Annotated in this window: 29 protein-coding genes; 18 read left to right on the forward strand and 11 right to left on the reverse strand. The window is 60.1% G+C overall.

The annotated features are described in order from the left end of the window. Positions 1 to 525: 525 nt before the first annotated feature. Together rhtA and VNV36_RS25515 are read left to right on the forward strand one after the other, a co-directional pair. Positions 526 to 1,413, forward strand: coding sequence for a threonine/homoserine exporter RhtA (gene rhtA, locus VNV36_RS25510; protein WP_325721822.1), 888 nt, complete (start codon positions 526 to 528; stop codon positions 1,411 to 1,413). Positions 1,414 to 1,580: 167 nt separating this feature from the next. Beyond that, a complete protein-coding gene (locus VNV36_RS25515; protein WP_016770791.1) occupies positions 1,581 to 1,862 on the forward strand; it encodes a hypothetical protein in 282 nt (93 codons plus the stop codon). 1 nt (position 1,863) lies between these two features. Here the strand turns inward: VNV36_RS25515 and VNV36_RS25520 are convergent, their stop codons facing one another. Continuing rightward, positions 1,864 to 2,433: a TetR/AcrR family transcriptional regulator gene (locus VNV36_RS25520; RefSeq protein ID WP_325721825.1), complete on the reverse strand. Its 570-nt coding sequence runs from the start codon at positions 2,431 to 2,433 to the stop codon at positions 1,864 to 1,866. Between the two features lie 91 nt (positions 2,434 to 2,524). On the opposite strand from VNV36_RS25520, the gene VNV36_RS25525 reads away from it, so the two are divergent. Both VNV36_RS25525 and VNV36_RS25530 read left to right on the forward strand, forming a co-directional pair. Then, positions 2,525 to 3,253, forward strand: coding sequence for an SDR family oxidoreductase (locus VNV36_RS25525; RefSeq protein ID WP_325721827.1), 729 nt, complete (start codon positions 2,525 to 2,527; stop codon positions 3,251 to 3,253). A 39-nt stretch (positions 3,254 to 3,292) separates the two neighbouring features. After that, positions 3,293 to 3,889, forward strand: a complete 597-nt coding sequence (locus VNV36_RS25530; RefSeq protein ID WP_325721829.1) for a 2-hydroxychromene-2-carboxylate isomerase — start codon at positions 3,293 to 3,295, stop codon at positions 3,887 to 3,889. Positions 3,890 to 3,933: 44 nt separating this feature from the next. Here VNV36_RS25530 and VNV36_RS25535 read toward each other — a convergent pair whose 3' ends face one another. From VNV36_RS25535 to VNV36_RS25555, 5 genes are all read right to left on the reverse strand, one after another. Then, on the reverse strand, positions 3,934 to 5,742 hold the full coding sequence (locus VNV36_RS25535) for an aminopeptidase P family protein (RefSeq protein WP_325721831.1): 1,809 nt from the start codon (positions 5,740 to 5,742) through the stop codon (positions 3,934 to 3,936). 67 nt (positions 5,743 to 5,809) lie between these two features. Next, a complete protein-coding gene (locus VNV36_RS25540) occupies positions 5,810 to 6,976 on the reverse strand; it encodes an aminotransferase class V-fold PLP-dependent enzyme (RefSeq protein ID WP_325721833.1) in 1,167 nt (388 codons plus the stop codon). Between the two features lie 205 nt (positions 6,977 to 7,181). Then, positions 7,182 to 7,796 (reverse strand): LysE family translocator, encoded by a 615-nt coding sequence (locus VNV36_RS25545; protein ID WP_325721835.1) that lies wholly within the window; start codon positions 7,794 to 7,796, stop codon positions 7,182 to 7,184. 102 nt (positions 7,797 to 7,898) lie between these two features. Beyond that, positions 7,899 to 8,168 (reverse strand): hypothetical protein, encoded by a 270-nt coding sequence (locus VNV36_RS25550; protein ID WP_065616926.1) that lies wholly within the window; start codon positions 8,166 to 8,168, stop codon positions 7,899 to 7,901. A 111-nt stretch (positions 8,169 to 8,279) separates the two neighbouring features. After that, complete coding sequence (locus VNV36_RS25555; protein ID WP_325721839.1) at positions 8,280 to 8,633, reverse strand: antibiotic biosynthesis monooxygenase; 354 nt, start codon at positions 8,631 to 8,633, stop codon at positions 8,280 to 8,282. 93 nt (positions 8,634 to 8,726) lie between these two features. Between VNV36_RS25555 and soxR the strand changes: the two genes are divergently transcribed. From soxR to VNV36_RS25605, 10 genes are all read left to right on the forward strand, one after another. Further along, positions 8,727 to 9,179 carry a redox-sensitive transcriptional activator SoxR gene (soxR, locus tag VNV36_RS25560; protein ID WP_325721841.1) on the forward strand — a complete coding sequence of 151 codons (453 nt, stop codon included), beginning with the start codon at positions 8,727 to 8,729 and terminating at the stop codon, positions 9,177 to 9,179. A 112-nt stretch (positions 9,180 to 9,291) separates the two neighbouring features. Further along, positions 9,292 to 9,750 (forward strand): VOC family protein, encoded by a 459-nt coding sequence (locus VNV36_RS25565; RefSeq protein WP_325721842.1) that lies wholly within the window; start codon positions 9,292 to 9,294, stop codon positions 9,748 to 9,750. Positions 9,751 to 9,963: 213 nt separating this feature from the next. Next, the gene (locus VNV36_RS25570) at positions 9,964 to 11,163 is read left to right on the forward strand and encodes a PepSY-associated TM helix domain-containing protein (protein ID WP_325721844.1); all 1,200 of its coding nucleotides are present in this window, start codon (positions 9,964 to 9,966) and stop codon (positions 11,161 to 11,163) included. Beyond that, on the forward strand, positions 11,160 to 11,702 hold the full coding sequence (locus VNV36_RS25575) for a PA2404 family protein (protein ID WP_325721846.1): 543 nt from the start codon (positions 11,160 to 11,162) through the stop codon (positions 11,700 to 11,702). Before VNV36_RS25570 ends, VNV36_RS25575 begins: the two co-directional genes overlap by 4 nt. Further along, a complete protein-coding gene (locus VNV36_RS25580) occupies positions 11,699 to 12,040 on the forward strand; it encodes a hypothetical protein (RefSeq protein ID WP_325721848.1) in 342 nt (113 codons plus the stop codon). Before VNV36_RS25575 ends, VNV36_RS25580 begins: the two co-directional genes overlap by 4 nt. Next, positions 12,037 to 12,612 carry a DUF6162 family protein gene (locus VNV36_RS25585; protein ID WP_325721850.1) on the forward strand — a complete coding sequence of 192 codons (576 nt, stop codon included), beginning with the start codon at positions 12,037 to 12,039 and terminating at the stop codon, positions 12,610 to 12,612. Before VNV36_RS25580 ends, VNV36_RS25585 begins: the two co-directional genes overlap by 4 nt. Positions 12,613 to 12,647: 35 nt before the next feature. Then, positions 12,648 to 13,577: a metal ABC transporter substrate-binding protein gene (locus tag VNV36_RS25590; RefSeq protein WP_325721851.1), complete on the forward strand. Its 930-nt coding sequence runs from the start codon at positions 12,648 to 12,650 to the stop codon at positions 13,575 to 13,577. After that, the gene (locus tag VNV36_RS25595; protein ID WP_325721853.1) at positions 13,574 to 14,425 is read left to right on the forward strand and encodes a metal ABC transporter ATP-binding protein; all 852 of its coding nucleotides are present in this window, start codon (positions 13,574 to 13,576) and stop codon (positions 14,423 to 14,425) included. Before VNV36_RS25590 ends, VNV36_RS25595 begins: the two co-directional genes overlap by 4 nt. Further along, the gene (locus tag VNV36_RS25600) at positions 14,425 to 15,324 is read left to right on the forward strand and encodes a metal ABC transporter permease (protein ID WP_325721855.1); all 900 of its coding nucleotides are present in this window, start codon (positions 14,425 to 14,427) and stop codon (positions 15,322 to 15,324) included. The genes VNV36_RS25595 and VNV36_RS25600 overlap by 1 nt, the downstream gene beginning before the upstream one ends. A 1-nt stretch (position 15,325) precedes the next feature. Then, entirely contained in the window at positions 15,326 to 16,231 is a 906-nt protein-coding gene (locus VNV36_RS25605) for a metal ABC transporter substrate-binding protein (RefSeq protein ID WP_325721857.1), read from the forward strand. 162 nt (positions 16,232 to 16,393) lie between these two features. Here VNV36_RS25605 and VNV36_RS25610 read toward each other — a convergent pair whose 3' ends face one another. The 5 genes from VNV36_RS25610 to VNV36_RS25630 form a co-directional block, all read right to left on the reverse strand. Then, positions 16,394 to 16,618 carry an MbtH family protein gene (locus tag VNV36_RS25610; RefSeq protein ID WP_041478467.1) on the reverse strand — a complete coding sequence of 75 codons (225 nt, stop codon included), beginning with the start codon at positions 16,616 to 16,618 and terminating at the stop codon, positions 16,394 to 16,396. 83 nt (positions 16,619 to 16,701) lie between these two features. Further along, positions 16,702 to 18,114: an aspartate aminotransferase family protein gene (locus VNV36_RS25615; protein WP_325721858.1), complete on the reverse strand. Its 1,413-nt coding sequence runs from the start codon at positions 18,112 to 18,114 to the stop codon at positions 16,702 to 16,704. Positions 18,115 to 18,257: 143 nt separating this feature from the next. Continuing rightward, on the reverse strand, positions 18,258 to 18,743 hold the full coding sequence (locus VNV36_RS25620; protein ID WP_325721859.1) for a GNAT family N-acetyltransferase: 486 nt from the start codon (positions 18,741 to 18,743) through the stop codon (positions 18,258 to 18,260). A gap of 210 nt (positions 18,744 to 18,953) precedes the next feature. Continuing rightward, the gene (locus VNV36_RS25625; protein WP_325721861.1) at positions 18,954 to 20,276 is read right to left on the reverse strand and encodes an ATP-binding protein; all 1,323 of its coding nucleotides are present in this window, start codon (positions 20,274 to 20,276) and stop codon (positions 18,954 to 18,956) included. Next, positions 20,276 to 20,956 carry a response regulator gene (locus VNV36_RS25630; RefSeq protein ID WP_325721863.1) on the reverse strand — a complete coding sequence of 227 codons (681 nt, stop codon included), beginning with the start codon at positions 20,954 to 20,956 and terminating at the stop codon, positions 20,276 to 20,278. Before VNV36_RS25630 ends, VNV36_RS25625 begins: the two co-directional genes overlap by 1 nt. 258 nt (positions 20,957 to 21,214) lie before the next feature. On the opposite strand from VNV36_RS25630, the gene VNV36_RS25635 reads away from it, so the two are divergent. The 4 genes from VNV36_RS25635 (at position 21,215) to dsbG (ending at position 25,365) form a co-directional block, all read left to right on the forward strand. Further along, positions 21,215 to 21,907: a hypothetical protein gene (locus VNV36_RS25635; protein ID WP_325721865.1), complete on the forward strand. Its 693-nt coding sequence runs from the start codon at positions 21,215 to 21,217 to the stop codon at positions 21,905 to 21,907. Between the two features lie 97 nt (positions 21,908 to 22,004). After that, positions 22,005 to 23,738, forward strand: a complete 1,734-nt coding sequence (gene dsbD / locus VNV36_RS25640) for a protein-disulfide reductase DsbD (protein ID WP_325721867.1) — start codon at positions 22,005 to 22,007, stop codon at positions 23,736 to 23,738. After that, the gene (locus tag VNV36_RS25645; protein WP_325721869.1) at positions 23,738 to 24,619 is read left to right on the forward strand and encodes a prolipoprotein diacylglyceryl transferase family protein; all 882 of its coding nucleotides are present in this window, start codon (positions 23,738 to 23,740) and stop codon (positions 24,617 to 24,619) included. The genes dsbD and VNV36_RS25645 overlap by 1 nt, the downstream gene beginning before the upstream one ends. Next, positions 24,595 to 25,365, forward strand: coding sequence for a thiol:disulfide interchange protein DsbG (gene dsbG, locus VNV36_RS25650; RefSeq protein WP_325721871.1), 771 nt, complete (start codon positions 24,595 to 24,597; stop codon positions 25,363 to 25,365). Before VNV36_RS25645 ends, dsbG begins: the two co-directional genes overlap by 25 nt. Positions 25,366 to 25,445: the final 80 nt, after the last annotated feature.

A 25,445-nucleotide genomic window follows, 5' to 3' on the forward strand; every position in this document is an offset into this window, starting at 1 on the left:
GATTCAGTTGTTAAAGAGCGGTTGGTTAAGATGTTTCGTCTCAACCGAGGCGCGCATTCTACAGCAGCCTCATTTGCTGTCAAGTGATTATTTTCAGAAGTTTTCGAAGAATTCTTCAACAACTTCAACCACTTGCGCTTCTGATCTCTCGTTAGCGGGAGGCGAATTCTACAGCGTTAAGCGCTGCTGTCAACACCTCTTTTTCTCCGCTTTCGACCGAGAGGATCGAACCGTTAAAAGAGCCACACATCACCGCTCTTTCAACTCCTTCCAGACTTCGATGACCTGAAGCAAGTCGCTGTCGAAAATCGCTTAACTCTTTGAATCTCAAGGAGTTTTCCGTTTCGACTGCGCCGGAAGTGGGGCGAATTATAGACCTCTGGAATCTGCCGTCAACCGTTAATTTCGCTTTTCATCGAAAAAGTAAAAAGCCGCTCTATATATAGACGCAGCGCCTTCCAATGCGCAGTATATTGCCCAACCTCACAGCGATAGCCTGCTTTCTGCCTTGGATGATGCCGCGTAATGAATGACCAGCCCCGCTCCCTTGCCTCCTTGCTGTTTCCGGTTGGCCTGCTGTTAATAGCCATGGCATCCATCCAGTCAGGTGCTTCTCTCGCCAAAAGCATGTTCCCGATCATCGGAGCACAAGGCACCACTACCCTTCGCCTGATCTTCGCCAGCCTGATCATGCTGATTTTGCTGCGTCCCTGGCGCGCGAAGCTGACCGCCAAGTCGCTACGTACCGTGATCGTCTACGGAATGGCCTTGGGCGGGATGAACTTCCTCTTTTATATGTCCTTGCAGACAGTACCGCTAGGCATTGCCGTTGCGCTTGAGTTTACCGGTCCTCTGGCCGTAGCTATATATGCCTCTCGACGGGCTGTCGACTTTCTGTGGATCGCCCTCGCCGCTGCCGGCCTGCTTCTGCTGATACCCACCGGCGCAACCACCTCAGGCATTGACCTGGTCGGTGCGGGCTACGCATTGGGCGCCGGCGTCTGCTGGGCGCTGTATATTCTGTTCGGGCAGAAAGCCGGCGCCGACAACGGAGTGACCACTGCAGCGTTAGGCGTGATGATCGCCGCATTGTTCGTGGCACCGATCGGCATCGTTCATGCCGGCGCTGCGCTGCTCACCCCTGCACTGATTCCGATCGCCATCGGTGTCGCCGTTCTGTCGACCGCCCTGCCCTACACCTTGGAAATGGTGGCCCTCACACGAATGCCCGCGCGCACCTTCGGTACGCTGATGAGCATTGAACCGGCGTTCGGCGCGCTTTCGGGTCTGCTTTTTCTGCAGGAATACCTTTCGTTGTCACAATGGCTGGCCATCTTGTGCATTATCCTGGCTTCAGTCGGTGCAACCATGACCATGGGCAGCGCAGCTCGCCCTGCTGTGGCTGCCGATTGAAACGCAATCAATGCGGGTCTGGTAATTGGCGCTCAATTAGGCCATGTTAAGCCTCGTAACCCATCGCCAGGCATGGATTTTTTCGCAAGGGACGGCACAACGCTGCAAACGCGAGCGAAGACAGGCAGACCCGAGCACAAGACTCGCGGCCGCTAATAAGGATGGTAATGAAACGAATTTTGCTACTGATCGCCCTGCTGGCGATCGCGAGTTGCGCAGCGACCTCTGAAACCCAGGTCAAGCGTGGCAAGAAGGGACTGCACATCAATTGCTCCGGGCTTTCGTCCTCATGGGACAAGTGCTATACCAGCGCCGCCAACTCATGTGCACCGAAAGGCTACAAGGTGATCGCCAAATCCGGAGATACCGTGGAAGAACCTGGCGATTATCCATTCGGCCTTAATCCCGCCGGTTATACCAGCCGCAGCATGATCGTCATTTGCAAGTGATCTACCCGGCTCGCGGCGCAGCGAGCTGACGCGTGATTTCCTCGCGACTCGAGCGCAACACCGTCTGTTGCACATCCGGCGTCGCCAGCATCCGCGCGACCACCAATGCACCGACACATTGCGCAAGCACCGACCAAGCCAGGCTTTCGCTTTCCAGCACCTGAGCCCAGCCTTGCTGAAGGCGGCAGATCCACTCTTCAGCCTGCTCACGCACCAACACATCGGAACGGGCGATCTCCGCGCCCAAGGTCGGCAGCGCACAGCCGGATTCGGGTTGTTCAACGTGGGCCATGCTCAGGTATTGCTTGAGACAGCGCTCCAGACGTTGCCGATCTGCGCCGCCCTGCCCACCCAGGCGTTCAAGGCTCTGACTCAGCTCACGCTCGACGATGGCCGCAAACAAAGCATCTTTCGAGGAAAAGTGACTGTAGAACGCAGCGCCGCTCAAACCAATGGCCTTCATCAGGCCATCCACGCCCACCGTAGAAAATCCAGATTTCTTCGCCGACAGCGCGCTGCTCTGCAGCAATCGCTCACGGGTCTCAGATTTGTGTCCGGCTGAATAACGCATGTCTTCTCCTGGCAACGGCTCGCCTTGACGCTGCCCGAATCCTAGCATAACGTTCGTTAACTAAACGATCGTTAACCAAAGGGATTCATCCATGAATAACAAGAAGGTCGTGTTGGTGGTGGGTGCGGGCGATGCCACGGGCGGCACAATTGCCAAGCGCTTTGCCCGTGAAGGTTTTATTGCCTGCGTGACCCGCCGTAGCGCTGACAAACTGCAGCCACTGGTTGACTCAATTGTTGCTGAAGGCGGTGAGGCGCACGGGTTTGCCTGCGATGCACGCAAGGAAGAAGACGTCATCGCACTGATTGACGACATCGAAACCCGTGTCGGCCCGATCGAAGCCTTTGTCTTCAACATCGGTGCCAACGTGCCGTGCAGCATTCTCGAAGAAACCGCGCGCAAGTATTTCAAGATCTGGGAGATGGCGTGCTTCTCCGGGTTTCTCAATGCCCGTGAAGTGGCCAAGCGCATGGTCACTCGTCAGCGCGGTACGATACTGTTCACGGGTGCCACAGCCGGATTACGCGGTGCTGCCGGATTTGCCGCATTCGCCGGGGCCAAGCACGGCATTCGCGCACTGGCACAAAGCATGGCAAGGGAGCTGGGGCCGCTGAACATTCACGTCGCCCACGTCGTCGTCGATGGCGCGATCGATACCGACTTCATCCGCAACAGTTTTCCCGAGAAGTACGCGACCAAGGACCAGGACGGCATTCTCAACCCTGAGCACATCGCCGAAAACTATTGGTATCTGCACAGTCAGCCACGGGATGCGTGGACGTTCGAGCTCGATCTGCGGCCCTGGAATGAACGTTGGTAAGTGCGTCCCTCGTTACAACAATAAGAGCGCAATTTGATCATGACCAAAATCGTGGAATTTTATTTCGACCTCGGCAGCCCCGCCACGTATCTGGCCTACACCCAGTTACCGAAGATTTGCGCCGACACTCGTAGCGAACTGATCTTCATCCCCATGTTGTTGGGCGGTGTATTCAAGGCCACTGGCAACGCCTCGCCAGCAATGATTCCCGCCAAGGGTCGCTACATGTTTCAAGACCTCGACCGTTTCGCCAGGCGCTACGGCGTCCAGCTCAGGTTCAATCCGCACTTTCCGATCAATACGCTGGTGTTGATGCGTGCCGTCACGGGCATCCAGTTGCATCAGCCGCAGCGTTTCCCGGAATTCATCGATTGCCTGTTCAAAGCGCTTTGGATGGAAGGTCGCAACCTCAATGAACCGCAGACCATTGCAGCCGTGCTGACTGAGCACGGGTTCGATCCGCAGCAAGTGCTGGCGTTGACCAACGACGAGTCAGTCAAAGCCGCACTCAAGGAAAACACCGAAACCGCCATCAAACGCGGCGTCTTCGGTGCTCCCAGCATGTTTATCGGCAACCAGCTGTTTTTCGGGCAGGACCGACTCGACTTTGTCGAAGAAACCCTGCGCCAAAACTGAAACCATGCCCCAAGGCAGCGCAAGCATTGCCTTGGGGCGGCCGATCAAATGGCAACCGTGCGTTCGTTCAGCCAGTGCAGCGCCGCACCATCCAGCAACGGGCTCAGCCGCTCACGTACTTCAAGGTGATAAGCGTTGAGCCATTGCTTTTCTTCTTGCGTCAGCAGATCTGCAATCAAGCAGCGAGTATCGATCGGGCACAGCGTCAGGGTTTCGAACTTGAGGAATTCGCCGAACTCGCTACTGCCGGCCTCGCGATTCATTGCCAGGTTCTCGATGCGCACCCCCCAACGGCCCGGGCGATAAGTACCCGGTTCGATCGAGGTGATCATCCCCGCCTGCATCGCGGTCTGCGGCGTCGGCGCAGCCTGATAGGCGATGACTTGCGGGCCTTCGTGAACGTTGAGGAAATAGCCCACGCCGTGACCGGTGCCGTGACCGTAGTCGACGTTTTCAGCCCAGATTGGCGCACGGGCAATGGCGTCGAGCAGCGGCGACAGGATGCCTTTCGGGAATCGTGCACGGGACAAGGCAATCACACCTTTCAACACCCGCGTGCAATCGTGCTTCTGCTCTTGCGTCGGCGTACCGACCGGGACCATGCGCGTGATGTCAGTGGTACCGCCAAGGTACTGGCCACCGGAATCGATGAGCAACAGACCATCACCTTCGATCACTGCATGCTCTTCTTCGGTGGCGTGATAGTGCGGCATCGCGCCGTTGGCGTTGAACGCCGCGATGGTATTGAAGCTGAGCGAGACATAATCGGGGCGACGTTCGCGGGCCGCAGTGAGTTTCTCGTCGATCGTCAGCTCGGTGATGCGCTCACGAACCCAGGCCGATTCCAGCCAGGCGAAGAATTCACACAATGCCGCACCGTCCTGCTCCATCGCTTGGCGAATGTGCTGCGCGTCGGCCTCGCTTTTCTGCGATTTGGCCAGCGTGGTCGGGTTCAGGCCTTCGACCAGTTTCACGCCACTGTCGAGGTTGCCCAGCAAGCCGGTGGTCACTCGAGCCGGATCGACCAGCAGGCTTGCACCACTCGGCACCGCCCGCAGTGCATCGGCCACGTCGCCATAGTCACGCAGTGTTACGCCATCCTGTTCGAGCACGGTGCGCAGCTGTGCATCAACCTTGCTCAGCGCGACAAACAACGTGGCCTGCTGCTGATTGATCAAGGCAAACGAAACGAACACCGGATTGAATGAAACATCGCCGCCGCGCAGGTTGAACAGCCAGGCGATGTCATCCAGGGTGGCGATGAAATGCCAATCGGCGCCGCGTTCGCTCAAGGTCTCACGCAATTTGGCGAGTTTCTCGCCACGGCTGACAGTCGCTTGCGGTGGCAGATGCTCATAGATCGGCGCATTGGGCAGGCTCGGGCGATCGCTCCAGACTTCCTGCAACAGGTCGATATCGGTGCGCAACTGCGCGCCGCGTGCTTCGAGCTTGCTGCTTAGCGTACGCGCCGAAGCCACCGCCATCACCGCACCATCAACCGCAACCACACCACCTTCAGGGGTTTGCTCGGCCAGCCAGTCCAGCGGGCTCGGCTGCCCCGGTTGCAGTTTGACCAGTTCGATGCCGCTGCCGCTCAGCTCTTTGCTCGCCTGTTCCCAGTAACGACTGTCGGCCCAGACGCCGGCGAAATCCGCGGTAACGATCAGCGTGCCCACCGAACCATGGAAACCCGATAGCCATTGCCGGCCCTGCCAGTAGCCCGGCAGATATTCAGACAGATGCGGGTCGGCGGACGGCACCAACAGCGCATGAATGCCTTCGCGGCGCATCAGTTCACGGGTATGCGCCAGGCGCTGGGGCACCGATCCTTCGGTCAAGGTGTGGGAACTCATCATGTCTCCTGCTAATCACGTCATCGTTATTGTTCGTAGTCTGCTCGGCCATGGAAAGCGCCGGCTGTTAAAGCCCTGTCGCCCAGAATGCCGGAGCACCGGCGCAGGCAGTCCTGATCAGTTCGACGGCCTTGTCGACATCTTCGACGGTGGTGAACCGACCGAGACTCAAGCGAATGGTGCGTCCCGCAAGTCGCGCATCATGCCCGAGCGCCAGCAGCACATGGGACGGCGCATTACTTGCGGAATTACACGCCGAGGTCGCGGAAAAGGCGATCGAATGGCTCAACGCCGCGCTGTTGAATTCGCCCTCGCTGAAGGTCAGGCTCAGGGTGTGCGGAATGCGTTGCGAAGTGCTGCCGTTGAGACGTACGCCGGGCAAATTCAAAAGTTGTTCGAGCAAGCGTTCGCGCAAAGCGACGATGGACTGTTTCTCTTCATCGAATGCCGCTGCTGCCAGGGCAAATGCCGCGCCCATGCCGGCAATCTGATGAGTCGCCAGGGTGCCGGAACGCAGGCCACCTTCGTGACCGCCGCCGTGAATCTGCGCCAGTAGCCGTTGGCGCGCCCGTAGGCCGACATACAGTGCGCCGATGCCCTTGGGGCCGTAGAGCTTGTGCGCGGAGAACGACATCAGATCCACCGGCCAGCGGCTCAGATCGATCGCGACCTTGCCAGCGCCCTGAGCGGCATCGACATGAAACAGCGCCTGGCGACTGCGTACCACCTCACCAATTGCCTCGACATCATTGACCGTGCCCAACTCATTGTTAACCAGCATCAGCGACACTAGGAACGTGTCATCACGCATGGCTTCGCTGACCGCCTGCGGGGTGATCAAGCCTTCGGCGTCCGGCACCAGCCAGGTCACGGCGATGCCTGAATCCTGCAATTGCCGGGCGGTGTCGAGAACGGCTTTGTGTTCAATCTGGCTGGTGATGATATGGCCGCCAGAGACACCACGCGCCTGGGCGACGCCTTTGAGGGCGAGGTTGTTGGATTCGGTGGCACCGGAGGTCCAGACGATCTGCTCCGGCTGCGCGCCTACCAGGTCGGCGACTTGCCTGCGAGCCTGCTCGACCGTTTGCCGGGCCTGCTGGCCGAAGGCGTGGGAGCTGGACGCCGGGTTACCGAAGTTACCGTGAAAACCCAGACATTCGGTCATCACCTGGATGACCCGCTCGTCCACCGGGGTGGTGGCGGCGTAATCGAAATACAACGGGCGTGTGTTCATAAAGGACTCGCAGAGCGTGTTCCGGGATCAGGAGGCTCGTGTCTGCAAACGACAATGCACAGCCTCATGAGCTGTGCATCGGTTCGAGAGCGTCATCAATACCTGATCGGATGCCGTTAAAGAAGTAGGGCTTCATTTAAAAGTGCGTAGGAACGCTCCTGAAACCGAGCTTAACAGGCATCGGGCCGGCGATTGAAGCAATGCGTCAGTTAAAGCTTTCCAGAAGTAACGGGTACAGCGAGATGACCAGCAACGCGGCCATGCCCCAGTTGAACACGCGCAACCAGCGCGGATCCTTGAGCACACTGCGCAGCAGCGTGCCACACGCGGCCCAAATGCCGACACTGGGCAGGTTGATGATGGCGAACACCGCGGCGATAACCACAACGTTGTAGAAATAGCCCTGCATCGGTGTGTAAGTGCTGATGGCGCCGATGGCCATGATCCACGCCTTCGGATTGACCCACTGAAACGCCGCAGCGCCCAGATAACTGATCGGTTTCGCCTCGCCTTGAGCGCTGTCGCCGACCGGGCCGGAGTGCGCGATCTTCCAGGCCAGATACAGCAGATACGCGGCGCCGACATAACGCAGCACCGTGTACAGAATCGGATAGGTCTGAAACACCGCACCGAGGCCGAACCCCACCGCCACCACCAATACGAAGAAGCCGCAGGTAATGCCGAGCATGTGCGGAATGGTGCGGTTGAAACCGAAATTCACCCCGGATGCCAGCAACATGGTGTTGTTCGGCCCCGGTGTAATCGAGGTGACAAGAGCAAACAGGGCAAAGCCCAACAGCAGATCGAGCGAGAGGTTCATCGAGGCAGTCCATCAAGGGTCATTCAGGTGTTGACCCTATCCCACAACAGCCCGCCAAACCCATGGACAGTTAGGGAAAACTTCAAGCAGTACAGTTTGCTTTCAGCTTGGACGGCCGTGCAGCTGTACGGCACGCTCGGCGCTCATTTCACCTTGCTGATCAAAGCCGAAGGTCTTCTGCGGCTGGCCAAGAAGCTGAGCTTTTTTCGCGTGGTATTCGTCGAACGACAAACCGCTGCGGTTCAGCGCTTCGAGTGCCAGTTCGCGGGATTCTTCAGCGGTGTAAGGGCGCAATTCCGGGGAAACATGGCTGGCGCAGCCGGCGAGTACGGAGACAGCGAGCATCAGGGAAACAGTCAGTAAGCGATTCATGGGAGCGTCCTGGCGAGCAATGTGGGGTCGATGGGCAAAGGCTACGCCCGGGCACGCTCGCGCAGAAATCAACGCTCTCAATAGTGGCTATCAGGTTTGCGCGAATACTCGCTAAGCCGGCAGACGGCAGTGCAGCGCGTCGTCGTGACTGCGGGCAATGCTGCTGTGCACCTGGAACGAATTGAAGGTCACGGTTTTCGCTCGATGAATGCGGATCAACTGCCAGAAATCCTGCTCCCCGCTCTCAAAGCTGCGAAACGCCGCCTCCCCCGCTTCGCGGCTTTGCCACTGCAAAAAGCTCAACACGCGGCGGCCGTCATCGCTGGCCTGCACACTGGCGCTGAGAAAACCGTCATGGCGCTGGGCCAGAAGCTCGGTCTGCACCGCCAACGCCGAGAGCAGCGCCGGTTGCTGACGGGGTTCGATTTCGAATTCGATCAATTGGGTAAAGCTGCGATTGCTCATGGAAAACCCCCACTCGTCTTGAAGCGAGCCTTGCGACCCGAAGAGCTGCAGGGTAAAACCTCTAGTTAAGTAAAGGTCAAGAGCAATTTCAGCATGATCAGCAAAGACAAGGTGCACAAGCCGCTCACCGTGGGCGAGGTCGCGGCGCGCAGTGGCGTGGCGGTCACGGCCCTGCACTTTTATGAAGCCAAAGGCCTGATCAAGAGTGAGCGCAATGCCGGCAATCAGCGCCGCTATCCGCGAGCGGTTCTGCGCCGGGTGGCGTTGATCAAAGTTGCGCAACGGCTGGGAATCCCGCTGGCCGAGATCGGCGAAGCACTGAAAATCCTTCCCCAGGATCGCGCGCCATCGGCAGCGGACTGGAAAATGCTGTCTGAACAATGGCAGCGCGAGCTCGACGAACGAATCAGGCAACTGACGCTCATGCGCGATCAGCTCACCGGGTGTATCGGCTGCGGCTGTCTGTCGATGGAGGCGTGTCCATTGCGCAATAAAGGTGACGTACTCGGTGACCGAGGCCCAGGCCCGCATTTTGGCGATGAGTGATGAGCGCTGCTCGTCGGCGCAAAATCTGCGCTGCGAGGACGGTTCTATAGTGATTGCTCCGGACATATCCGGAGTAACCCCATCTGTTGAAAACAAAAACAGGGAGAACGTCATGAGCGTCAAACCCATTCCTGAGGGGTATCACAGCATTACCCCGTACCTCGGCATCCAACAGGCCGCCGAGGCCATCGATTTCTACAAGAAAGCCTTCAATGCCAATGAAGTCATGCGCTTGACCATGCCCGACGGCGGTATCGGTCATGCCGAACTGCGCATCGGCGACAGTGCGATCATGCTGGGCACGCCTTGCGATCAAGGGCCGTTGAGCAATCCGCAGCAGGCGGTCTCGATCGGTCTGCATCTGTATGTGACCGATGTCGATCAGGCCTTTCAACAGGCACTGGATGCCGGGGCGCAAACCGTCTCGGAGGTCAAAGACCAGTTTTACGGTGATCGCACTGGCACGCTGAGGGATCCGTTCGGGCATCTATGGTTTCTGGCCACCCGTAAAGAAGACCTCAGCGAAGAGCAGATTCGCCAGCGGGCCATGGAAATGTTCAGCCAGGGCTGAAGGTTCGCGGCGTGAACACACCGACAAACACGCGCCGCAGATGTAATTGCGAAACATTTGCTTTCATATCTGCTTTCGGGATTTTCCTCCCTCATACGTCTTATAGGAATGCAGGCCGTTCGCGTAGGCAAAAGCCACGAGCGGCCTCCCGGGGACAGCCGTGCTGCGAAGCCCGTAGTCCGGCCCCTTCCACCGCTATCAAGACGCGCAATCATGTCGAAGAAATCCCGCTCCAAACTGTGGTTCCTGGTGCATAGCTGGCTGGCGTTACCGATCTGGTTCTTTGTGTTGATCGTCTGTGTCACCGGCACGCTGGCGGTGGTCAGCCAGGAAATCGTCTGGCTGGCCAACCCGCAAATGCGCGCCAGCCAGCCGTCGGACGATGCGCCGCGATTGAGCTACGACCAGATTCTCGCCGCGATCAAACACGCCGAGCCGCAAACCATCGTGCAAAGCATCAACCGCCCGGACGAGTCGCACTTCGCCCTCGATGTCGAAGTCAGCTACCCCGACGGACGTTCGCTCACGGTCTATGTCAATCCATACACCGGAGTCATTCAGGGCACCGCGCCCGCCTTTGATTTCAAGGCCTTCACCCGCGCCCTGCATGGCTGGTGGCTGGTGCCGTTTACCAATGGCTACAGCTGGGGCTGGTATCTGGTGTCATTGCTGGGCGTGCCGATGCTCGTTTCGCTGATCACCGGGCTGGTGGTCTACAAGCGTTTCTGGAAGGGCTTTCTGCGCCCGACCCTGCGTGTGCGCCATGGCGCGCGGATCTTCTGGGGCGATTTCCACCGCCTGTGCGGCATCTGGTCGATCTGGTTCATTGCGGTGATTTCCATCACCGGCATCTGGTTCCTGATCAAGGCGATCCTGTTCGATAACCAGATTTCGATTTCCAGCGAACCGATCATTCCGGCGATGTCCCGGGAAAGCGTGCCGATCTCGGCCGCTGGTACTCCCCCGCCACGCATTAGCCTGGATCGCGCCATCGAAATCGCCCAGCAGAAAATTCCGGGGCTGGAAGCCAGTTACGTCAACCTGCCGGGCAATGCTTACTCGCACATGAGCGTCAGCGGTCGTGGCTGGTATCCGTTGATGTACCAGACCGCGACACTCGACCCGTACAACGGCGAAGTGGCCGCATCACGACTGCTGTCCGATCGGTCATCGCTGGAATTCGTCACCGAGTCCATGCGTCCGCTGCACACCGGCGACTTCGGCGGCATCTGGATCAAGTTGATCTGGTTCTTCTTCGGTCTGCTGCTGAGCATGATGATCCTCAGCGGCCTGCTGATCTGGACCAAACGCACCGCCCTGGCCACTGCCAATGCACTGAAACGCGAGGGCAAGAAAAATCGCGTCGGCGCCCAACCGGCGCCGCGCCGTGAAACTACGGAGGCCAGCCTGTGAACAAAGCCATCTCGGTGACACCGCCCTCTCGCCTGTCGCGCTTCTGGCACAAGTGGCGGTTCCACATCAATGTCCTGCTGTTACTGATTCCGCTCGGGTTCATGCCGAAATACTTTGCCGATGCCTCATTGTTTCGCGGCGACAGCGGCCTGGGCCAACGGGAGGTCGGCACCGTTCAGGTTGGTCCGTGGAGCCTGCGCCTGGCCGAACTGCGCGAAGAGGCGCCCCATCTGAGCGGTCCGGCCGGGTACATGAAGGATTTCACTGCCGCCCTTTGTGACAGTTGCGTCGAACAGGTCAAGGCCACCTATTTGCGCATCGGCAAGCCGCGCAGCCTGCGCGCCGCCGGCACCATCTTCTTCGGCACCCCCTACCGCATGGGCACGCAAATGCCGATCCCGGTAAAGACCAGACCTGACGCCGAGCTGTGGATCACCATGGAAGGCTGGGACGGCAGCATGCATCAGGCGTCGATTCCCCTGAGCCAGGCCTCCCCAGCCACCATTGCCTGGCTGAACAAACAAGGAGCCAAACCATGACTCGCTCGCCACTCCATTCCCGTTTGCTGGCTAGCGCCGCGCTGCTGGCACTCAGCGCCGGCTTCAGTGCCGACGCTCTGGCGCACAACCCGATGTGCGAATGCAAAGCCATCGATGCCGAGCAGATCAAATGCACAGGCGGCTTTTCCGACGGCAGCGGCGCGCCGGGGGTGACCCTTGACGTGATCGGCTACGACGAAACCATTCTGGTGCCAGGCAAACTGGGCCCCGACTCGACGCTGACGTTCAAGAAGCCCGGCAGTGAGTTCTATGTGCTCTTCGACGCCGGCCCGGGCCACGTCGTGGAAATCGACCAGGCGGATATCGAAGCCCCATGAGTACCCCGACGACTCAAGTGGTACGCCCGGCAGGTGCCGGCCATGAAACCCTCAATGTGCTGCTGTTGTGCCTGCTGATCCTCACGGTCGCCGGCTCGGTGGTGGCTTGGCGCGGGGTTTCTCATGAACCGGAGCCCGTCGCGAGCAACCAGTACGATGCCCGTCGCGACCTCAGCGCCGCTGAGCAAGGCATCTATGCCGACCTGCGGGTGACCCTCGACGAAATCCGTCTGCTGCGTGAAGAGCAACAAGCCCTGCCGACGCCCCAGGTGCTTGCCGAGGAAGGTTTCGCGCCGTTCGCTCAGGACGCCAGCTCGGTCAGCCGTGGCGGTCATGCCTGGCGGATGCTCGCCGGCAGCGCCTATTTCGGCCGTAGCGCCACGCCTGATGTTGCCGGTTCATTTCTGATGCGTGTCGGCCCCGACGCCAACGCTGCGCCGGACATCTGGCTGCACCGCGGCGCTGGCCTCGAGCCTGCGAAGGATCTGTCCGACGCCGCGCTGTCCGCGGCCGGCTGGAAACAGATCGTCGCGCAATTCGATGCCGGGGTAACCCGCGAACATCGCCATTGACTCCTCGCCTTTATTCGAGAGAAGACTGCTTGCCCATGTCCATTTCATCTCCTCGTCGTCCCTTGTTACGCCTGTTTCTGCTTGGCCTGTGCGCCTGCCTGCTGAGCCCGCTGGCCAGCGCCGATCAAGGCAAACGCCTGCGCATCGGCATCACGCTGCATCCGTATTACAGCTATGTCGCGAACATCGTCGGCGACAAGGCCGAAGTGGTGCCGCTGATTCCCGCCGGCTTCAACCCGCATGCCTATGAGCCCCGCGCTGAAGACATCAAGCGCATCAGCGGGCTGGACGTGATCGTGCTCAACGGCGTCGGCCATGATGACTTCGCCGATCGGATGATCGCCGCCAGCGAAACGCCCAATGTCAAAACCATCGAAGCCAACGAAAACGTGCCGTTGCTGGCGGCTACAGGAGTCGCGGCCCGCGGCGCCGGCAAAGTGGTCAATCCGCATACGTTCCTGTCGATCAGCGCCTCGATTGCCCAGGTCAACAACATCGCCCGCGAGCTGGGCAAGCTCGACCCGGACAACGCCAAGACCTACACCCAGAACGCGCGCGCCTACGGCAAACGTCTGCGGCAGATGCGCGCCGACGCCCTGGCCAAACTGACCCAGGCGCCGAACGCCGAACTGCGCGTGGCCACGGTTCATGCGGCGTACGACTATCTGTTACGTGAGTTCGGTCTGGAAGTGACGGCCGTGGTCGAGCCGGCCCATGGCATCGAACCGAGTCCGAGTCAGTTGAAGAAAACCATCGATCAATTGCGCGAACTCGACGTGAAGGTGATCTTCTCGGAGATGGACTTCCCTTCCAGCTACGTTGACACCATCCAGCGTGAGTCCGGAGTAAAACTGTACCCGCTGTCACATATTTCCTACGGCGAATACACCGCCGACAAGTACGAAAAGGAAATGACCGGCAACCTCAACACCGTGGTTCGGGCGATTCAGGAGTCGGGGGCATGACGCTGAAAGAAACCCTGATGCCTGACACCACCGATAACCCTGTGGGAGCGAGCCTGCTCGCGAATGCTGCGGAACAATCCATAACTTCGGTGAACGAGAGACCCTCTTCGCGAGCAGGCTCGCTCCCACAGGGGAGAAATGGGCCGGCGCTGGAGTTTGCGCAAGTCAGCCTGACGCTCGGGCGCACGACGATTCTCGACAAGGTCAGCTTCCAGGTGCAGCCCGGCAGTGTTCACGCGTTGGTCGGCCCCAATGGCGGCGGCAAGAGTTCGCTGATCAAGACCCTGCTCGGGCAGATGCCGCATCAGGGCCAGCTCAGCCTGCACTGGCCCGGCGAGCCCGGCACCATCGGTTACGTCCCGCAAGCGCTGGAATTCGATCGCGGCCTGCCGATGACTGTCGACGATTTCATGGCCGCGATGTGCCAGCGTCGCCCGGCCTTTCTGGGTCTGAGCAGGCACTACGCCGCCGCTATTGGCGACGCGCTGCAGCGGGTCGGCATGCAGGACAAGCGCAAACGGCGCATGGGCGCGCTGTCCGGCGGTGAGCGTCAGCGGGTTCTGCTCGCCCAGGGCCTGATTCCGGCACCGCAACTGCTGGTGCTCGACGAACCGATGTCGGCCCTCGATGAAGCCGGGATTCAGGTGTTCGAATGCCTGCTCACTGACTGGCGCGCAGCGGGCATCACGGTGTTGTGGATCGAGCATGACCTCGAAGCGGTCGGGCGGCTGGCCGATCAGGTCACCGGCCTCAACCGCCGCGTGCTGTTCGATGCCACACCGCAACAGGCCCTCACTCCGGAACGTTTGCTGACGCTGTTTTCCACTCATCCACGGAGCGCTGTCTGATGAGTTACGAAGCCTTTCGTTTGATGGTGCAGGGCTGGGCGTCTTCCGGTTATCTGCCGGAAGCGCTGGCCTACGGTTTCGTGGTCAACGCCCTGCTCGCCGGCCTGCTGATCGGCCCGGTGCTCGGCGGTCTCGGCACGCTGGTGGTGGTCAAGCGCTTTGCGTTTTTCTCCGAAGCGGTCGGCCATGCGGCGCTCACCGGTGTGGCCATTGGCATTCTGCTCGGCGAACCCTACACCGGGCCGTATGGCAGTCTGTTCGGCTACTGCCTGCTGTTCGGCATTCTGCTCAATTACCTGCGCAACCGCACCGGTCTGGCACCGGATACGCTGATCGGCGTATTTCTCTCCGTGTCGCTGGCACTGGGCGCGAGCCTGCTGCTGATACTCGCCGGCAAGATCAACGTGCACATTCTGGAAAACGTGCTGTTCGGCTCGGTACTGACGGTCAACGGCAACGATCTGGCGGTATTGGCCATCGTCGGTTCGCTGGTCATGGCCCTCGCGTTGCCACTGTATAACCGCATCATGCTCGCCAGTTTCAACCCGCAACTGGCGGCGGTCCGTGGCGTGGCGGTCAAGACGCTGGATTACCTGTTCGTGATTCTGGTGACGTTGATCACCGTCGCGGCGGTGAAGGTGATTGGCGCAATTCTGGTCGGCGCCTTGCTGGTGATTCCGGCGGCGGCGGCGCGCTTGCTCAGCCAATCGCTCAAGGGCTTTTTCTGGTGTTCGGTGCTGATCGCCACCCTCAGCACGCTGTGCGGGATTCTTGCGCCGATCGTGTTCGACCTGCCGATTCCGTCCGGCGCCGCGATCATTCTGGTCGCCGGCATTGCCTTCGCCCTCGCCGCCATCGCGCGCGGCGTCGTCCCCAGCCTGAAAGGGAACCTTGGATAAAATGGCTTTTTCATTGCGTAACCTGACTCTGGCCATGGCCCTGTACGGCATGGTGTGCACCCCGTTGATCGCCGCTGAAAGCGCTAAACCCTTGCGCGTACTGGCCTCGTTGCCGATCACCTACGGATTGGGCGAAGCATTGCTCAATGGCACCGACGTAACGCTCGAACGCGCGGCGCCGGCCAATCTGCCGGGCAGCCGTCAGACCGCGTATTTCACCAGCCGTGGCGCCCCGGCGCTGAGCAAACTGGCCAACGATGCGGACGCGGTAATCGGTCTGCGTTCGCTGTGGCCCGATGACCCGCTGTACCCGATCGCCCGTCGCAACAATATCCGTATCGTCGAGGTTGACGCTGCCCGCCCGGTCGATGGCGCCCTGCCGGGAATTGCCGTGCAGCCGGGCCTTCAGGTTGACGGTTTGAACAGTCAGCCATGGCTGGCGAGCAACAACATGGGGCGCATGGCCGACGTGATGGCGGCGGATCTGGTGCGCCTGGCACCGAGCGCGAAGCCTGCGATCGAGGCCAATCTGGCGGCGTTGAAGCAACGTTTGCTGAAGCTTAGCGCCGACACCGAAGCGCGCCTGGCCGAGGCGGACAATCTGAGTGTGATGAGCCTGAGCGATCACTTCGGCTATCTGATTGGCAGCCTCAATCTCGAACTGGCCGGACAGGACGCGCGTCCCGATGCCGAGTGGACGCCTGAAGCACTGAAGAAGCTGACAGCAACCCTCAAGGACAACGACGTAGCGGTGGTGTTGCACCATCGCCAGCCAGCGGAGCCGGTGACAGCGGCGATTGCCGAATCCGGCAGTCGACTGGTGGTGTTGAGCACCGATGCGGCAGATCCGATGGCGGAGCTGGAGGGAAACGTGGATTTGTTGCTCAAGGGCTTGAGCGGGAAGTAATTTCAGGCAAGATCGCGTTATCGTTCTTCGCGCGCAGGCTCGCTCCCACATTGGCAATGCGGTACCTGCTTGCGAATTGGCCCGCACTGACAACTTCACTCTCCAGACATGAAAAAACCCGCTGACCATCACTGGCCCAGCGGGTTTGTTTTGCCCGGTCGCTTATTGCGCCGCGACTTGTGCATCCATCTTCTGGCGCAGGCTCAACGGTCGCATGTCGGTCCAGACCTCTTCGATATAGGCCAGGCATTCCTTTTTCAGACCGCTCTTGCCCACGGTGCGCCAGCCTTCGGGCACGGCCTTGTAGTCCGGCCAGATCGAGTACTGTTCTTCGTGGTTGACCACGACCTGAAAGAGGATGTCCTCGCGGTCGAATACTGACGTCATGCTGGTTCTCCATCGTTGTAAGGTCGGCCGCACGACGAATGCAGCCGGGGTATGTAGAAAGAACGTTCGCCGCGCGGAAAAATTTACAGCGCAGCGGTGGCAGCCACCAACGCGCGGCCGAAGATCTCGGCAACCCGATCGATTTCCGCTGCGGTGATCACCAGGGGCGGCAGGAAGCGCACGACCGCACCATGGCGGCCGCCCAGCTCCAGAATCAGTCCGCGCTTGAGGCATTCACGCTGGACCAGCGGCGCCAGGCGGGCAAATGCCGGTGGATGACCGAGGGCATCAGGCGCGCCGCTCGGGTCGACCAGTTCGACGCCGAGCATCAAGCCCCGACCACGGATGTCGCCCAAATGCGGGAAGTCACGCTGCAGGATGTGCAGGTGCTCACTGAGACGATCACCCATAGCCGCGGCGTGTTCGCAGACTTTGTGCTCGAGCAGATAACGCATTACCGCGGAACCTGCGGCCATGGCCATCTGATTGCCACGGAAGGTGCCGGCATGGGCGCCCGGTTGCCAGGTATCGAGCCAGTCACGGTAAACCACCACGGCCAGCGGCAGGCTGCCGCCGATGGCCTTGGACAGCACCACCACATCCGGAACGATGCCCGCGTGTTCGAAGGCAAACATTTTGCCGGTGCGAGCGAAACCGCTCTGGATCTCATCAACGATCAACGCTACACCGGCCTTTTCGGTGATCCGGCGCAAGCCGCGCAGCCATTCGATATCGGCCGGAATCACCCCGCCTTCACCCTGCACCGCTTCGACGATCACCGCCGCCGGCAATTGCACGCCAGCCTCGGGATCGTTGAGCAAGTTGTCCAGATAGCTCAGATTGGCTTTGACCCCCGCCGCGCCGCCGAGACCGAACGGGCATCGGTAGTCGTATGGAAATGGCATGAACTGCACGCCATTGCTGAGCAAGGCGCCCAACGGCTTTTTCGGCCCCAGGCTGCCCATGAGGCTCAAAGCACCCTGGCTCATGCCGTGATAACCGCCGGAAAATGACAGTACCGTGCTGCGTCCAGTGGCGGTGCGCACCAGTTTCAGTGCCGCTTCGACGGCGTCGGTGCCGGTCGGGCCGCAGAACTGGATTTTCGCTTGCGTCGCCAGTGCCGTCGGCAGCAAGCCGAACAGGTCCTGGACGAATTGATCTTTGACCGGCGTGGTCAGGTCGAGGGTGTGCAGCGGCAACTCATCCGCGAGAATCTGCCGGATCGCCTCGATCACTACTGGGTGGTTATGCCCCAGCGCCAGCGTGCCGGCGCCGGCGAGGCAGTCGATGAATGTGCGCCCCTCTACATCCTCGACATACAAGCCCTTGGCACGCTTGAGTGCCAGCGGAATGCGCCGCGGATAACTGCGCGCATTGGACTCCTGCCGACTCTGGCGCGCCAGCAACGGTGATTCGCTGAATTCGTACAACGTTTCCGCCGGCGCCGAGGCGACCCGGGCCGATGACGCTTCGATAAGGCTGGTGGCGACTGACATCTCTCGACCCCTCAATTGGCTATGGATTGTGACCAAAACAGCACACCCGATATGTGCGCGTCGCCGTCGCGGGGCGCACTTGCAGGTTTTCCTGTTCTGGAAACGCTTAAGCCCGGTGAGGATTTACACCCTTGATCGACTTGTCAGTCCGATGATGGCAATGGCTTGTGCAACGGCACGGCCTGCAAGCCTTTGAGGATCACCCGCGGCGCCGCCTGTCGATAGCCCAGATGTCGATAAAACGCCTCGGCAGTGGCGGTGCTGTTGAGATGAACATCCTGCACACCGCGCACCCGCAACCAGGCCTCGAGATCCTGCATCAGCGCCCGACCGGCTCCCCGGCGGAAGGCTTCGGGCTGGACGTAACACAGCGATACTTCCCCACTGACCTCAGCCATGCCGACGCCGACCGGTTTGTCTTCAAACAAAGCAATACACAGATAGAAGTGCGGGTCGGCGAGCCGGCCGCTGATGAAAGCGGCGCAGGACTGGCTCACCCAGTCGCTGACGAGCCGATGGTCGTTCCGGTGATCGAGTGCGCAGCCAACGCGGATCGAGCGCTCGACGATACGGTTGATGATGCCCGTGTCGGCCAGGGTGGCCGAGCGTATGCAAACGGATGCTTCCATGGCGCAGTTCCCTCAATCCATTGAGTCAAAGCTGGGTTGACCTTAGCGCCAACCCCGGCGGATAGCGAACGCCGAGAAGTTACATTTGATGTGCCGCAACACAGAGCCCTGTGTAGGAGCTGCCGAAGGCTGCGATCTTTTGATTTTGTTTCAAGATCAAGATCAAAAGATCGCAGCCTTCGGCAGCTCCTACACAAGGTCCTGGTGGATTCAGAGGGGTTGCAGCGGCATGGTCAGCTCGACCCGCAGGCCATCCGGGCGGCTGTCGAAATGCAGGGCGCAGTCGCAACGCTGGACGATCGCCTGCACAATCGCCAGACCCAGACCGCAGCCGGTGCTCTGCCCGTTGCGCCAGAAGCGCTGGGTCAGATGTTGCAGATCGTCCGGCGCGATGCCCGGGCCGTGATCGCGCACGACAAAACGCACGCGATTGCCGATGGTCTCCAGGTTTACCTCTACCGCACACTCTTCAGGCGTATGGCGCAAGGCGTTGTCCAGCAGATTGCGCAGCGCAGCAATAGCCAGCACGGCGGGCATCTGCAGCGGCGCGGCGGACAAATCTTCGGGCACATGCAGCTTGATCCGCAGCCGTTCGCCACCCGTGGCGTCCTGAATCGCCAGCCTGGCCACTTGTTCAGCGCTGCATTGCGAGCCGTCATCGAACGACAGGCTGCCTTCGACGCGGGCCAGCAACAGCAATTGCTCCAGGGTGCGATGCAGGCGATCGGCACCCTCTTCGGCCCGGGCCAGCGATTGATCGCGGGCACTGCCATCGGTCATGCGCGCCACTTGCAGGTGGGTCTTGATCGCCGTTAGCGGACTGCGCAATTCGTGCGCGGCGTCGCCGGTCAGCCGGCGTTCACGTTCGATGGTCTTGCCAATGCGCTGGAACAATTGGTTCTGCGTCTCCAGCAATGGCTTGAGTTCGCTGGGAAATGCCTGCAACTGCAACGGCTCAAGGGAGTCGGCGTTGCGCCGCATCAGCGCCTCGCGCAAACGATTGAGCGGCGCCAGGCCCTGACCGATGCCCAGCCACAACAGGCACAGGCAACCGAGCAAAGCCACGCCTACCGGCACCGAAGCGGCGAGCAGAATCGACATGTTCAAGGCTTCACGTTCGATCTGCCGATCTGCGGTGGTGATACGCACATCACCGCGCGCCAGGGTAAAACTGCGCCACGGCGCGCCGTCGATCATCTGATCGTGGAAGCCCATTTTCTCGGCTTCCAGCGCCTGTTCGGGATTGTTATGACTGCGGGCGAGAATTTCCCCACGCAACGAACTGACCTGACAGGCCATGCCGCCGGGAATATTCAGTTGCTCGGCACTGAAATGGGTGCCTTCGCCCTTGCTCGGGAGAGTCGGCAGTTGCTCGAGCAAGCCGGCGACCATGCGCGCCGAAGCGACCAGACGCTGGTCGAGGGAAAACATCATCTGATTGCGCAGATCGCTGAGCATCCACGCCGCCGCCAGCGCCCAGATCAAGGCGAACGCGGCGCCGAGCGTCAGGCTCAGGCGCAGACGCAGACTCATCACTTGCCTTGCCCTCCGCCGTCGGCAGGACCAAGGCGATAGCCCAGACCGCGCACGGTTTCGACGATGCCTTTACCGAGTTTGCTGCGCAGGTGATGGATGTGGACGTTCAGCGCGTTGCTTTCCAGCTCGTCATTGAAACCGTAGACACTGTCTTTCAACTGCTCGGTGGACAGCACCCGGCCGCGATTGTGCAGCAACGCCTGCAAGAGTGATTGCTCACGGCGCGACAAGTCTACCGGCCGCCCGGCCAGTCGGGTTTCTCGACTGCTCGGGTCGTAGGTGAGTGCGCCATGCTCGATCAGATTGACGCTGCGCCCCGCCACTCGACGCAACAGGGTTTGCAGGCGAGCGAACAGTTCGCGCAGATCGAAAGGCTTGAGCAGGTAATCGTCGGCACCGGCCTGCAAGCCATCGACACGGTCTGTCACTGAATCGCGGGCGGTCAGAATCAGCACCGGAATCTCCAGGCCGCCCTGACGCAATTGTTGCAGCAACTTCAGGCCATCTTCGTCGGGCAGGCCGAGGTCGAGCACCATCACGTCGAATTCGGCGACCTTGAGCATCGCCCGCGCTTTCGACGCCGTGTTGACGTGCTCGACAGTCAGGCCTTGAGCCGTCAGGCCGGCAACGATGCCGCTGGCGATCAGCTCATCGTCTTCGCAAACCAGTACGTGCATAGAGGCTCCGGGAAAAAAACGCGAGTCAAACAGGTGTGGATTAAGGGGCAATTATGGCCGTGCGCGGCGATATCGGAAAGGCGCACGCCAACAGCCCGGCTCAACATTACTGGAGGCAATAGCTTGAGATCCCGGCACCGGACGCATCTCCCACTCAGAATACCCATTCAGCAACAATTGACATCTTTGCCATAACAGCAACTTCACATAGTTTGTCCAGACAACTTCCGACTTCACCTTCAAACGGACTTGATAAACATGAAAGAATTAAAAAACTTTGTCGCTCTGGATTGGCGCTCCGGCCCTGATCGCATCTATTTTTTCTTCAAGGACACCGACACTTATTCGCGTTTTGATATTGGCGCTAACCGTGTTCCCGACAACTATCCTGTTTCCGCCGTCGGCAACTGGGATACATTCGATCCCTTTACCAAAGACCTGCGCTTTGGCTTGACCACCACTTCGTTCGGCTGGAATGCCGGAAGCGACGAAGATGTCGCGTGGCTGTTCTTCTACCAGGGAACCACCCCAATGGTGTGCAAATACAATCAGGATAAAGATAATGTTGCAGCCTTCTATAAGGTTGCCGACTCGATCTGGAAGCCGATTCTTCCGTATTTCGAAAGGATCATCGCCGGGACATGGTTTCAACTGACCGGTCATCCTTTCCTGTTCCGGTTCATTCTTGATGACGGGCACTACTTGTCGTTCAACTACAAGGCCAAGACCATCACTCGCAATCGCTTTGGCGAGTATCAACTAGGCGCGCTCAAACCGTATGCGAACCGGATAATAACGGCCGCGCAGAATGACCGGACGCTCGCCGACAGTTACTGGTATATCTTCCTGACCAAAAATCAGTACATAACCTACAACATTCAGTCCGATCGACTGGTTTCCGGCCCGAGAACCATCAATGACGGCAATTGGCCCGGCCTGCTGCGCGGCTGATTGGCCAATTCCGGAGGGGCTAGTAGGATACGGTTAATTATCGGTTAATCGCCGACGCCCATCCTGCCCCCCACTTGCACAGGGACAAGGCTCCTCCATGCGTCATTTCTTTCTTTTGTTTGCGTTGCTGATCTCCGGCCTGGCTCAGGCCGGGAATAATCCTTTTGATACCAAGCCGGAGTTTTTGCCGGTCGACAAAGCGTTCGTGCTTACTTCCGAGCGTCTGGACTCGGGTGAGACCCAGCTGTTCTGGCAAATCAGCGACGGCTATTACCTGTATCAAAAACGTCTGAAATTCGACGGACTGGTAGCCGGTCAGCAGCCGGTGTTGCCTGAAGGCGAATCCCATAGCGACGAGTTCTTTGGTGAGCAGCCGGTCTATCGCCAAGGCCTCGAAGTGAAGATCCCGGCGACGGCCAGCCGTCAGATCAAGGTCAGTTATCAGGGTTGCGCCGATGCCGGCCTGTGTTATCCGCCGCAAACCCGGGTGATTGATCTGGGTGGCAAAGCGGCTGCAACCACTGGCGGTGAAGCTCCGGATCAAGCCTTGGCCAGCGGCCTGCAGCAACGAGCGCTGGGCTGGAGCCTGTTGGTGTTCTTCGGCCTCGGCCTGCTGTTGGCGTTCACCCCCTGCTCACTGCCGATGCTGCCGATTCTGGCCGGCATGATTGTCGGCAGTGGTGCCACGCCGCGGCGCGGTTTTGCTCTGGCCAGCAGTTATGTCATTTGCATGGCACTGGTGTATGCGGCGATGGGCGTGATTGCCGCGCTGCTCGGTGCGAACCTGCAGGCCTGGTTGCAGAATCCTTGGCTGCTCGGCGCATTTGCGGCGGTTTTCGTGGTGCTGGCGCTGCCGATGTTCGGCTTCTTCGAGCTGCAACTGCCGGTGGCGCTGCGTGATCGCCTGGAACATGCCTCGCGCAGCCGTAGCGGTGGCAGCCTGATCGGCGCCGGTGTGCTGGGCGCGCTGTCGGGACTGTTGGTCGGGCCGTGCATGACCGCACCGCTGGCTGGCGCCCTGCTGTACATCGCACAAAGCGGTAACGCGTTGCACGGCGGTCTGATTCTGTTTGCACTGGGCATCGGCATTGGTGTGCCGCTGTTGCTGCTGGTGACCGTGGGCAATCGTTTCCTGCCCAAACCCGGCGCGTGGATGAATCTGCTCAAAGGCGTGTTTGGCTTCCTCTTTCTTGCCACCGCACTGTTGATGCTGCGTCCGGTACTGAATTCGTCGTTGTGGCTCGGCCTGTGTGGCGCGCTGTTGCTGATCGCCGCATACAGTGCCTGGAAACAATCCGAAGGTTTCGGCCGCGTCGCGCAGCTGTTTGGCGCCCTTTCGTTGTTGCTCGGTTTGTGGGGCAGTCTGTTGGTGATCGGTGCAGCCGGCGGTAGCGACGATCCGTATCAGCCGCTGCAGGTTTACAGCGCTGGCCGCGTGGTCGGCGCGGCGCCAAGCGCTCATGACGCTTTCACCACGATCAGTGAGCCGGCAGCTCTGCAGCGGGAACTCGACGCGGCCAAGGCTCAGGGCCAGTGGGTGCTGCTCGATTACTACGCCGACTGGTGTGTGTCGTGCAAGGTGATGGAGAAAAAGGTATTCGGCGAGGACAAGGTCATGCAGGCATTGAGGGACGTACGCCTGTTGCGTCTGGACGTGACTGCTGACAATGCCGCCAGCCGCGAACTGCTGAGCCGCTACAAAGTGCCGGGGCCGCCAACTTTTATCTGGATCGGCACTGACGGCGAAGAACGCCGCAGCCAGCGCATCACCGGTGAGGTGGATGCCGACACATTCCTGCAACGCTGGTTCACCACCCGAGACGCCAACTGATGCTGACCTTCACCCTCGGCACCTTTGCCATCGCGCTTAACCATTTGCTGCTGATCAGTGCCCTCGCGCTGGCGACGTTTGTCGGCTGGCGAGTGGCCAAGCGCGGCGGCGATAACCCCGAGTCAGCCTTGTTCAGTCTGTTCCTGCTGGGCATGCTCGCTGCACGCATCGCGTTTGTTGCGTTGTACTGGTCGCACTACCGCACAGATCCATGGCAAATCATTGATTTGCGCGACGGCGGTTTTCTCGCCTGGCCCGGAGTGATCGTGTTGCTGCTGGCCGCACTGTATCGCGGCAGGCGTCGTCCCGGCCTGCGTCGGCCATTGGGCTTCGGTGTGGTCAGCGGCGTCGCGTTCTGGCTGCTCGCCACCCTGTCACTGAATATCTACGAACAAGGCACGCGTCTGCCGGAGATTTCCCTGCGCAATGCTGCCGGGGAGACCGTCAGACTCAGTGACTATCAGGGCGGCCCGCTGGTGATCAACCTGTGGGCGACCTGGTGCCCGCCGTGTCGGCGAGAAATGCCGGTGCTGGAACACGCCCAGCAACAACGTCCGGATCTGACTTTCCTGTTCGTCAATCAGGCCGAAAGCATGCAAAGCGTGGCGACGTTCCTCGAAACCCAGGGCCTGAGTCTGAACAACGTTTTGTTCGACCGCAGCGGCCGACTCGGTCAGGCCGTGGGTTCCATGGCCCTGCCGACTACGCTGTTCTATAGCCCCGAGGGTCGCTTGCTGACCAGCCACCTCGGCGAACTGTCGAACGCCAGCCTCGCCCGCGCTCTCGAAACTTTCGACACCGCGCCTTCAATTCCGAATCAGGCCGTTGTACCGGCCAACTCTGCAAGGAAACTGCCATGCCCCGCCTCCGCCACCTGCTGACGCTGACCCTGGGCACTGCCCTGCTGCACCTGCCGTCGGTGCAGGCTGCTGAAGAACTGCCCGCCGCGATCAAAAAGATCGAAGCCAAGGGCGCGAAGATCGTCGGCCAATTCGACGCCCCCGATGGTCTGCGCGGTTACGCTGCGCAATACCAGAATCGCGGCATGGCGCTGTATCTGACCCCGGATGGCAAGCATGTCGTGGTGGGCAATCTGTACGACGCCGAGGGCAAGGATCTGAGCAGCGAACCGCTGCAAAAACTGGTTTATGCGCCGATGTCGAAGGAAGTCTGGGGCAAATTCGAGGCGAGCAACTGGATTCAGGACGGCAACAAGGATGCGCCCCGCACGGTGTACCTGTTCAGCGACCCGAACTGCCCGTACTGCAACATGTTCTGGGAACAGGCGCGGCCATGGGTCAAGGCTGGCAAAGTGCAGTTGCGCCACATCATGGTCGGCATCATCCGCGAAGACAGCCCCGGCAAATCAGCCGCGCTGCTGGCCGCAAAAGACCCGGCCAAGGCGCTGGAGGATCACGAAAAGGCCGGCAAGGGCAGCGCGCTCAAGGCCTTGAAAGACATTCCGGTCGCCGTGCAAACCAAACTCGCGGCGAACATGCAGTTGATGGAAGACCTGGAACTGCAGGCCACACCGGCAATTTTCTATCTGGATGACAAGGGCGAGTTGCAACAGCAACAGGGCGCGCCTTCGCCGGATAAATTGGTGAAGATTCTGGGGCCGAAATAGTTTTTCGTTGCCTGATCCGCCCCCTTCGCGAGCAGGCTCGCTCCCACAGTTGATCGCATTCCATTGTGGGAGCGAGCCTG

The organism is Pseudomonas sp. (genome assembly GCF_035554175.1).
Classification (GTDB): Bacteria; Pseudomonadota; Gammaproteobacteria; order Pseudomonadales; family Pseudomonadaceae; genus Aquipseudomonas.

Bases quoted from the DNA above. Each gene is read 5' to 3' on its own strand.
- VNV36_RS25580 (WP_325721848.1), top strand. From the start codon at position 11,699: ATGACTCGCTCGCCACTCCATTCCCGTTTGCTGGCTAGCGCCGCGCTG.
- VNV36_RS25620 (WP_325721859.1), bottom strand. From the start codon at position 18,743: ATGGAAGCATCCGTTTGCATACGCTCGGCCACCCTGGCCGACACGGGC.
- VNV36_RS25515 (WP_016770791.1), top strand. From the start codon at position 1,581: ATGAAACGAATTTTGCTACTGATCGCCCTGCTGGCGATCGCGAGTTGC.
- VNV36_RS25625 (WP_325721861.1), bottom strand. From the start codon at position 20,276: ATGAGTCTGCGTCTGCGCCTGAGCCTGACGCTCGGCGCCGCGTTCGCC.
- VNV36_RS25635 (WP_325721865.1), top strand. From the start codon at position 21,215: ATGAAAGAATTAAAAAACTTTGTCGCTCTGGATTGGCGCTCCGGCCCT.
- VNV36_RS25610 (WP_041478467.1), bottom strand. From the start codon at position 16,618: ATGACGTCAGTATTCGACCGCGAGGACATCCTCTTTCAGGTCGTGGTC.
- VNV36_RS25570 (WP_325721844.1), top strand. From the start codon at position 9,964: ATGTCGAAGAAATCCCGCTCCAAACTGTGGTTCCTGGTGCATAGCTGG.
- dsbD (WP_325721867.1), top strand. From the start codon at position 22,005: ATGCGTCATTTCTTTCTTTTGTTTGCGTTGCTGATCTCCGGCCTGGCT.
- dsbG (WP_325721871.1), top strand. From the start codon at position 24,595: ATGCCCCGCCTCCGCCACCTGCTGACGCTGACCCTGGGCACTGCCCTG.
- VNV36_RS25540 (WP_325721833.1), bottom strand. From the start codon at position 6,976: ATGAACACACGCCCGTTGTATTTCGATTACGCCGCCACCACCCCGGTG.
- VNV36_RS25595 (WP_325721853.1), top strand. From the start codon at position 13,574: ATGACGCTGAAAGAAACCCTGATGCCTGACACCACCGATAACCCTGTG.
- VNV36_RS25565 (WP_325721842.1), top strand. From the start codon at position 9,292: ATGAGCGTCAAACCCATTCCTGAGGGGTATCACAGCATTACCCCGTAC.
- VNV36_RS25530 (WP_325721829.1), top strand. From the start codon at position 3,293: ATGACCAAAATCGTGGAATTTTATTTCGACCTCGGCAGCCCCGCCACG.
- VNV36_RS25600 (WP_325721855.1), top strand. From the start codon at position 14,425: ATGAGTTACGAAGCCTTTCGTTTGATGGTGCAGGGCTGGGCGTCTTCC.
- VNV36_RS25520 (WP_325721825.1), bottom strand. From the start codon at position 2,433: ATGCGTTATTCAGCCGGACACAAATCTGAGACCCGTGAGCGATTGCTG.
- rhtA (WP_325721822.1), top strand. From the start codon at position 526: ATGAATGACCAGCCCCGCTCCCTTGCCTCCTTGCTGTTTCCGGTTGGC.
- soxR (WP_325721841.1), top strand. From the start codon at position 8,727: ATGATCAGCAAAGACAAGGTGCACAAGCCGCTCACCGTGGGCGAGGTC.
- VNV36_RS25615 (WP_325721858.1), bottom strand. From the start codon at position 18,114: ATGTCAGTCGCCACCAGCCTTATCGAAGCGTCATCGGCCCGGGTCGCC.
- VNV36_RS25525 (WP_325721827.1), top strand. From the start codon at position 2,525: ATGAATAACAAGAAGGTCGTGTTGGTGGTGGGTGCGGGCGATGCCACG.
- VNV36_RS25545 (WP_325721835.1), bottom strand. From the start codon at position 7,796: ATGAACCTCTCGCTCGATCTGCTGTTGGGCTTTGCCCTGTTTGCTCTT.
- VNV36_RS25630 (WP_325721863.1), bottom strand. From the start codon at position 20,956: ATGCACGTACTGGTTTGCGAAGACGATGAGCTGATCGCCAGCGGCATC.
- VNV36_RS25605 (WP_325721857.1), top strand. From the start codon at position 15,326: ATGGCTTTTTCATTGCGTAACCTGACTCTGGCCATGGCCCTGTACGGC.
- VNV36_RS25585 (WP_325721850.1), top strand. From the start codon at position 12,037: ATGAGTACCCCGACGACTCAAGTGGTACGCCCGGCAGGTGCCGGCCAT.
- VNV36_RS25535 (WP_325721831.1), bottom strand. From the start codon at position 5,742: ATGAGTTCCCACACCTTGACCGAAGGATCGGTGCCCCAGCGCCTGGCG.
- VNV36_RS25550 (WP_065616926.1), bottom strand. From the start codon at position 8,168: ATGAATCGCTTACTGACTGTTTCCCTGATGCTCGCTGTCTCCGTACTC.
- VNV36_RS25555 (WP_325721839.1), bottom strand. From the start codon at position 8,633: ATGAGCAATCGCAGCTTTACCCAATTGATCGAATTCGAAATCGAACCC.
- VNV36_RS25645 (WP_325721869.1), top strand. From the start codon at position 23,738: ATGCTGACCTTCACCCTCGGCACCTTTGCCATCGCGCTTAACCATTTG.
- VNV36_RS25590 (WP_325721851.1), top strand. From the start codon at position 12,648: ATGTCCATTTCATCTCCTCGTCGTCCCTTGTTACGCCTGTTTCTGCTT.